General features: G+C 71.8%; 4 protein-coding genes. All 4 read right to left on the reverse strand.

The features are described 5' to 3' along the window. Nucleotides 1–2,456, reverse strand: a 2,456-nt coding sequence (locus VF139_02185; protein ID HEX6850187.1) for an efflux RND transporter permease subunit, incomplete at its 3' end; no start/stop codon positions are given. Beyond that, nucleotides 2,453–3,496, reverse strand: coding sequence for an efflux RND transporter periplasmic adaptor subunit (locus VF139_02190; GenBank protein ID HEX6850188.1), 1,044 nt, complete (start codon nucleotides 3,494–3,496; stop codon nucleotides 2,453–2,455). The genes VF139_02190 and VF139_02185, both read right to left, overlap by 4 nt. After that, a complete protein-coding gene (locus VF139_02195) occupies nucleotides 3,493–4,851 on the reverse strand; it encodes a TolC family protein (protein ID HEX6850189.1) in 1,359 nt (452 codons plus the stop codon). The genes VF139_02190 and VF139_02195 overlap by 4 nt, the downstream gene beginning before the upstream one ends. A gap of 47 nt (nucleotides 4,852–4,898) precedes the next feature. After that, the coding region (locus VF139_02200; GenBank protein HEX6850190.1) for a TetR-like C-terminal domain-containing protein at nucleotides 4,899–5,338 on the reverse strand (440 nt) is incomplete at its 5' end.

Raw genomic sequence — 5,338 nt, forward strand, 5'->3', positions numbered from 1 at the left:
AGCCGGTCGGTGTTGTACCCGCGAAGGACCTCGGCGGTGACGGTGACCGCGCGCTGGCGGTTGTGGCGCTCGATGCGCACGGGGGTCGACTCGAACTTCAGCTCCGCGACCTGGCGGATCGGGACGTAGGCGCCCCCTAGCGTTCCGACCTGGAGCGCATCGAAGCCCGACAGGTCCTGACGCTCGCCGTGGGGGACGGTCAGGCGGATGTCGTGCTCGTCGCCGTCGGCCTCGCGGAAGCGCGAGACCACGAGCCCCGCGACCGCCAGGCGCGTCATCCGGTCGATCTCGAGGAGGGGGACGCCGAGCAGGGCGGCCGCGTCGCGGTCGATCTCGAGCCGCAGGTCGGTCTTCCGGACGCGAAGCGGGTTGTCGACCTGGTCCGTCCCCGGCGTCTCGCGGAGGATCGTCGCGACGTCGGCGGCGACGCGCGCGAGGCCGTCGAGGTCGTCGCCGAGGATGCGGATCGCGATCGGGGCGGCGATCGGCGGGCCGTTCTCGAACTCCTTGACGAGGATCCTGGCGCCGGGGATGTCGGCGAGGCGCCCGCGCAGGCCGTCGAGGACGGCGGGGCTGGTCTTCGGGTCGTAGTGCTCGATCGCGCAGAACAGCTCGGAGACGTTCGCCTTCCGGTTCTTCGGGACGACGTTGTAGTAGATCTGCGGGTTCCCGCGGCCCACGCTCGTCATCACGTTGCGGATCCCCGGGGTCTCGAGGACGCGGCGCTCGACCTCCTTCGCGATCGCGTCGACCGCCGCGATCGAGGTCCCCTCGGGCGCCTCGATCCGGACGAGGAACTGCGGAAGGCCCGCCTTGGGGAAGAGGCTGAAGCCGATCGCGGGGAGAAGGGCGAGGCTTCCGGCGAACAGGAGCCCCGCGATCCCCACGGTCGCGAGGCGGTGGCGCATCGCCCAGTGGAGGAGCGGCCTGTAGGTGCGGTGGATCCCGCGCTGCATCCAGCGGAGAAAGACGTTCCCTTCCGGATCCTCCCGCCCCGTGAGCACGCGGCTGGCGAGGAACGGGACGATCGTCAGCGCCACCACCATCGACGCGAGGACGGTGTAGACGACGGTGGCGGGGAGGCTCCGGATGTATTGCCCCGGCGTCCCCGGAAGGGCGAGCAGCGGCAGGAACGCGAAGAGCAGGGTCGCGGTGGTGCCGACGACGGCGACGCCGATCTGCTTCGTCGCGCCGATCGCCGCCTCGACGGGGCCCGCGCCCTCGCGGCGGAAACGGGCGATGTTCTCGACGACGACGATCGAGTCGTCCACGAGCAGTCCGAGCGCGATCACGAAGCCGACGATCGAGAGCTGATTGAGGCTGAACCCCGTGAAGTGGAGCAGGGCCAGGCCGATCGCCAGCGACAGCGGGATCGACACCATCACGAGCCCCGACGCGCGAAGGCCGAGGGGAAGCAGCGTGACGAGCACGAGGGCGATCGCGATCAGGAAGTCGCGCTCGAGGGAACCGAGGCGGTGGGCGACGTTGAGCGACTGGTCGAAGCCGACCTCGAGGCGGACGTCGCCGGGGAGCCTTTCGCGGAACGCCTGAACCTCGGCGAGCAGCGCGTCGCGCACGTGGAAGATGTTCTGGCCGTCGCGTTGCGTGGCCGTCACGAAGATCGCGCGCTCGCCGTCGTAGCGGCCGAAGTACTCGCGGTCCTCGTAGTCCCAGGCCACCGTCGCGACGTCGCGCAGCCGGACGACCGAGGTCCCGTTCCCGGACAGCGGCGTGAGGGAGATCTCCTCGATCGAGGCGTAGTTCCCGCTGGTCTTGAGGTTCAGCCGGCGCCGGCCGAGCTCGACCGCGCCTCCGGGGAGGTTCGCGTTGTCGCCGCGGATCGCCTCGAGCACGCGGCCGACCGGGATCCGCAGCTGCGCGAGGCGCTGCAGGTCGAGCGAGACCCGGACCTGTCGGGAGGGGAAGGCCCAGGTCTTCGCGTTCTTCACGCCGGGGGTCGCCTCGAGGCGCTTGCGCAGCGCCTCGCCGAGGTCGTCGAGCCGGCGGTACGACGCCTCCTCGGAGACGAGGGCGAGCTGGAGGATCGCGACGTTGGTCGTCTCGAACTTCTCGACGTCGAGACTCGTCAACTCGTCCGGGAGGTCGGCGCGCTCCTGGTTCACCTGGCGCAGGACCTCGTCGAACTTCTCGTCGGGGTCGGTGTCCGCCTCGAACTCGACCTGCAGGACGGCGACGCCGTCCTCGATCTTCGCCTCGAGCTTCCTGAGGTCGTCGAGCTCCTTGAGGGCGTCTTCGAGCGGGCGGACGACCAGCTGCTCGAGGTCGATCTGCGTCGCCCCGGGATACACCGCGATCACGGTGAAGTTCGAGTTGGGGAACGACGGGTCCTCCGCCCGCGGGATGGAAAGCCAGGCGCCCACGCCGATCGCGACCAGCAGCAGCGCCCCGAGGATCGTCAGCGACCCGTTCCGGACGGCGTATTCGGCGACCTTCACCGGGAGGCCTCGCCGGCGACGCGGACCGTCGATCCGTCTCGAAGGTACTCGGCGCCGACCACGACGATGCGGGCGCCCGGATCGAGGGGGGTGGCGAGGATCGCACGGTCGCCCGAGAGCCCCGCGGTGCGCACCGCCACGCGCTTGACGGTGGAAGCCGCCTCGTCGTGGACGAAGACCCAGCCTTCGGCCCCGTTCCCCTCGACGAGCGCCGAGAGGGGGATCGAGGAGCGCCGCTCGCCGGCGGAGCGCCGCACGAGGACGGTGCCGACGTCGCCGGAGCGCACCCCTTCGGGGAGCGAGCGCAGCTCGATCTCGACGGTCGTCGTACGGGTCGCCGCGTCGGCCGCCTCGTGGATCCGCGCGATCGCGCCGGAGGCCGCGTCGGACCGGCCGGGGAAGACGACCGAGGCGCCGTCGCCGACGCGCACGCGCGCGGCGTCGGCCTGGGAGAGGCCCGCGCGGACGACGAATCCCCCCGCTTCGGCGGCGAAGAGGAGCACCGCGCTCCCCGACCCGATCTCCTGCCCCGGCTCCGCGAGCCGGCGCAGGATGACGCCGTCCGAGGGCGCCTCGATCACCGAGTGCCGGCGGTTGAACTCCGCGATGCGAAGGGCCGCCTCGGCCTGCTCGACCCCGGTCCCGGCGTCCTGCACCTGCTCGAGGGTCGCGACGCGGTCGGCCTGGAGGCTCTGCACGCGGGCGAGGTCGCGACGGGCCTTCTCGAGGGCGCTTCGCGCCTGGGCGACGCGCGCGTCGATCTCGTCGAGGGCGAGGGAGGCCAGCACCTGGCCCCGTCGGACGGCGTCTCCCTCGCGGGCGCGGACCGAGGCGACGATCCCGCCGGTCCGGAACGCGAGCGGGGTCTCGAGGCGGCGGCTGACGACCCCGGGGGCGCGCACGATCTCGGTGTCCGCGGCGGCGCCGACCGACGCGAGCTCGACGATCGGGAGAATCGGCGTCGGCGCGGCGACGTCGGAGCCGCAGCCGGCGGCGGCGAGCGGCAGGGCGAGCAGGAACGGCGCGCAACGGGAGTTCACGGCATCTCCTCGGTGGCGGTCGCCCGCATCAGGCGGGCGATCGCGATGAGCCGCTCGGTGCGGCGGATCACCAGTCGCAACTCGGCTTCGGTGCGTTCCTGGCGGGCGTCGAGCACGCCGAGGAAGTTGAGGACGCCTTCGTGTTGCCGGCGGTCGGCGATCTCGAAGGACCGGGCGGCGGCGGTCACCCGCGACCTCGCCGCCTCGACGGCGGCGGAAGCGGCCGCGGCCTCGTCGCGCGCCTCGCGGATCTGGAGGTCGATCCGCGACGCCGTCTCCTCGCGCTCGACCTCGAGCTTGCGCCGTTCGAGCTCGGCCTGGCGGATGCGGCTGCGCCGCTCGGCGCCGTCGAACAAGACCCAGGACGCGACGAGCGAAGCCTGCGAGAAACGCGTCCGCTCTCCCGGGCCGTACCCGCTTCCCTCGATGCCGGCGTCGGCGGCGAAGGCGACGGTGGGGAACAGGCGCGCACGCTCCGCCAGTCGCCCGGACTCCGCCGCGTCGACGGCGTGGCCGAGCGCGGCCAGCTCCTCGCGCCGGGCGCCGTCGGGCTCGCCGCCGGCGGCCCAACCTTCCATCTCGCGCTCGTAGGCGGTCAGCGCCTCCGCCTCGATCGGCTCCAGGGGCGTGCCGAGGGGACGATTCATCAGGAAGTTCACGTACGACCGCGCGACGTCGGCCTGTTTGGCGGCGTGGATGCGTTGCTCGCGCACCGCGGCGACCTCGGCCTCGGCGCGCAGCGGGGCGTCTTCGGTCACCTTGTCGTTGCGGAACAGGCTGCGCTGCACGCGGGCGTTCTCGTCGACGAGCGCCTGTGCCCCGTCGAGGATGCCGATCGCCGCCTCGGCGGCGATCCAGCGGAAGTAGGCGGTGCGCACCTCGAGGTCGAGCTCGCGCGCGAAAGCCCCGAGTTGCGCTTCCCGCGAGGCGAGCTCGGAGCGCTTCGCTTCGATGCCGCGCGCGATCTCGGGTCTCCAGAGCGGCTGGACGATCCGGACGAAGGTCTCCTGCTCGTGCGGACGCAGCAGCTCGATCGACTGGTTCCCGACCGTTCCGAACGCCGCGTCCCCGCCGCCGGCGACGAGGAGGTCGTTGAGCGTCGCGTAGACCGGGTTCACGAGGTCGCCGACCGGGATGTCGATCGTGCGGCCGCCCGAGGCGACGGAGTAACGCGCCGAAGCCTCCAGGCGCGGCAGCAGGAAGCTGCGCGCCTCGTTCAGCCGCTCGCGGGCGACCTCGACGTCGATCGCCTCGCGCCGGAAGGCGAGGTTCGAATCGCGCGCGATCTCGAGGTATCCGCGCAGGGGTTCCGGGGGAGCGGGGGCGAGGGCGACGGCGAGAAGGAGCTGGATCATGTCGCTGACAATATGTCAGCTACTGACATTTTGTCAACAGACGGACGTCAGGTTCGCTTCAGCGAGGCCCGCATCAGGGAGAACCCGAAATCCATCAGGGACTTGGGGGTGATTCCCATCTCCCGCTCGAAGTCCCCGCCCTTGCCGGCCGCGAGCATGGAGAGGCCGTGGGTGAACCCCCAGAGACAGACCGAGGTGACCTTGGGATCGCCCAGGTTCTTCCGGATCGAGCCGTCGCGAATCCCCTCGCGCAGGACCTTCACCATCAGCTCGATCGGCGCCATCTCGGCCGCCTTCGCCTTCGGATCGCTCGGCGGCTCCGAGATGAGCAGCATCTGGAACTCGGCGGGATGCGCCTTCCCGAAGGCGTAGTAGGCCCGTCCGATCGCCTCGATGCGGTCGAGCCCGGACTCGCCGCCGGAGGAGGCCTCGGTGAAGCGCTCCCCGAGGAGCCCGACGGCGCGAAGGCGCGCCGCCTGGATCAACC

This window comes from Candidatus Polarisedimenticolaceae bacterium (assembly GCA_036376135.1).
Taxonomy (GTDB): Bacteria; Acidobacteriota; Polarisedimenticolia; order Polarisedimenticolales; family DASRJG01; genus DASVAW01.